Below are 2,654 nucleotides of genomic sequence, written 5' to 3'. Positions count from 1 at the left end.
CATTTGGATGTCGTAAAATGAAAGGTGGGTTTATTCGTCTGCAGCGTGTGCCAGCGGCGGGTTTTACGCGGCTGAATAGCCGGCGCGCGGCATGCGGTTCCAGGCGAAGAACGTGTTACCAGACGCCGGTTCTGAGGCCCGTCCAGAGATAGAACCAGATCGTCGGGTGATACCATTGTTGCGACGGCAGGCCCGGGTCGACGGTGGCGATTCTTCCCGCCAGCACGTCGCTGACCGCCTCGACGCAGATGTCGCGCGAGAACGCGGCCTGGCGCAGTGCATAGCTGGAGATGGTGTCGCCGCGTTTCGGCTGACCGCGCACCTGTTTCAGCACGGCGCCGGTATCGACGCCGGCATCGACCAGATGAACGGTGGTGCCGAAATTGTGCGGATCGCCTGATGTCAGCGCCCAGTAGCCGCCATTCATGCCGCGGTATTTCGGCGTGATGCCGGCGTGATAGTTGAGCACCGGGCAAGGCATCCTGGCCAGCATGCCCTTCGACAACAGCCTGCAGCCGTTAAGCAGGACAACGCCAGGCTGGATCTTCTCGATCGCCTCAAGGCACTCCGGCCCGTTGGCGGAAGCAACATGGATGATCTTCTGGTCCGGCCGCGGCTCGACATCGAGCTTCTCCTCGGCAATCAGCCGCGCGGCATGGCCGGCGAGGAGCCGCTTGCCAAGCCTGCTCAGCACCATGGTGCCGAGCTGACCGATGGCGGAGATCCAGCCCTTGCGGCGAGCACGGCCAAGCAGCAATTGCTTTTTGGATTCAGGCGTTTCGAGGACGACGCTGACAGGGCCGACGCGGTCGGCGATCGCATTAACGATCGCCCAGACATGCGGGCCGCCTCCGGTGACGATCACGATCGGACGCGTATTGGATTCTGATGCTGCCATGGATATTGCCCCCTCCAAGCAACCCGTTCTCGACAATGGGCGGGATGCTAGGGCGTCCGGGTTAATCCTTGGTGATCAGCTCTTCGACACACGGTCAGCGCTTGAATTCGATGATATCGAGCTTCGATTCGTAATAGGGCGCCGGGAATTCGATGCGCCATTCCTTGGCGCTGTTGCGGAAGGCATAGCCGACCTGGTCGGTTTGCGGCCCGCTGCCATAGGGCTTTGCCGGATCGCTGTTGACATAGAAGGAGCCGAGATAGATCGCGCGTTTCTCGCCGTCGTCGAAGAAACGGCCCTTGGTGCGCTGCGAGCCGCTGATCTTTTCCAGCCGCCAGCCGGAACCGTCGTCGGTCACCTTGCACTTGAACCAGCCATAGATGACGAGCGGCAAAGGTCCGCCCGCCTTGATGGTGCGGCACCGCCAGTTGCCGGTCAGGTCTTTGTCGGAGAAGGCTACCAACGGCTTTGCCAGCAAGGCATCGAGTTGCTTGACCTCGGCGGGATCGCCCGCTTTCGCCTCGGCGAGCGCTGCCTTGCGGGTCTCGCCATATTTGTCGAGCCGTGCCTTGTCGGCTGGGGTGATGAGTTTCTGCACCTCGCCATCGGCGAGGGCAGGGAGCGTGCAGCAGAGCATGCCGACAAGGGCGAACAGCGGGCGAAGTGTCATCGGAAGCCTCCCGGTTGATGTCTGGCGCAGCGCCGCTGGTGCATAACTTATCGGGTCGCTGGCGCCTGTCATCCGTGCTTAACAGCGTCACGGTCAAAAATCATGGTGTGACGAATGCGAATCTTGCTCACGGGATCGTCGGGTTGGCTGGGCAGCGCGCTGGCGCCGCGTCTGCGCGCGCTTGGGCACGACGTCGCCGGGCTCGATCCTGTGCCATCGGCGGAAACGCAGATGATCGGCTCGATCGCCGACCGTGACCTTGTCTTGCGCACCGTAGGCGACAATCGGATCGAGGCGATCATCCACAGCGGCGCGCTGCACAAGCCCAACATCGAGAACCGTGCCAACAGCGATTTCGTCGCCACCAATGTGCAAGGCACGCTGAACCTGCTCGACGCGGCGGTGGCGGCCGGCGTGCAGCGCTTCGTTTTCACCTCGACGACGTCGCTGATGATTTCGCAGGCGATACGCGACGGCTTCAGCGGTGGCGCTCGCAAGGCGGCCTGGCTGACGGAGGCGATGTCGCCAGAGCCGCGCAACATCTATGGCGTCACCAAGCTTTCGGCCGAGCATCTCTGCCGCCTCTATCATATCCAGCATGGACTGCCGGTGGTGGTGCTGCGCACGGCCCGCTTCTTCCCCGAAGCCGACGACATGGCGCATGCGATCGAACAGTCGGATGCCAACACCAAGGCGAATGAATTGCTATTCCGGCGCCTGAAGGTGGAGGACGCGGCGGAGGCTCACATCCTTGCCCTCGAAAAGGCGCCACAGCTGGGTTTCGACATTTTCGTCGTCTCGGCGCCGACGCCGTTCCACCCGGATGATTGCGCAGCCTTGATCGCTGATGCGCCGTCGGTCGTCGCGCGCTATTTTCCGGATTTTCCAGCACTTTATGCGCGAAAGGGCTGGACGATGTTTTCCTCCATCGACCGCGTCTATGACGCGTCGCGGGCAAGGGATAGGCTGGGTTTCGTCTGCAAGACGAGCTTTGCCGATGTGCTTGCAGCGCTGCGGACGGAAGAGGGGCTGCTTAGCCCGCGACAGCAGCGGCTTGCGCCATTCCGGCCGTAAGGTCGCCATAAC

3 protein-coding genes are annotated in these 2,654 nt (G+C 62.4%); 1 reads left to right on the top strand and 2 read right to left on the bottom strand.

The window, feature by feature from the left end:
• Window positions 1–115: 115 nt before the first annotated feature.
• Both EN993_RS34310 and EN993_RS34305 read right to left on the bottom strand, forming a co-directional pair.
• Entirely contained in the window at window positions 116–898 is a 783-nt protein-coding gene (locus tag EN993_RS34310) for a formyl transferase (protein ID WP_127266094.1), read from the bottom strand.
• Window positions 899–992: 94 nt separating this feature from the next.
• The gene (locus EN993_RS34305) at window positions 993–1,568 is read right to left on the bottom strand and encodes a DUF4893 domain-containing protein (RefSeq protein WP_126069402.1); all 576 of its coding nucleotides are present in this window, start codon (window positions 1,566–1,568) and stop codon (window positions 993–995) included.
• A gap of 114 nt (window positions 1,569–1,682) precedes the next feature.
• Here EN993_RS34305 and EN993_RS34300 point away from each other — a divergent pair, with 114 nt between their 5' ends.
• Window positions 1,683–2,642, top strand: coding sequence for an NAD(P)-dependent oxidoreductase (locus EN993_RS34300; RefSeq protein WP_127266093.1), 960 nt, complete (start codon window positions 1,683–1,685; stop codon window positions 2,640–2,642).
• The last annotated feature ends 12 nt before the right edge of the window (window positions 2,643–2,654 follow it).

The sequence above is a fragment of the Mesorhizobium sp. M7D.F.Ca.US.004.01.2.1 genome, from assembly GCF_003997785.1.
Lineage (GTDB): Bacteria > Pseudomonadota > Alphaproteobacteria > Rhizobiales > Rhizobiaceae > Mesorhizobium > Mesorhizobium loti.
Note: the sequence above shows the minus strand (reverse complement) of the source record. Positions and strands in the feature narration are given on the sequence as shown.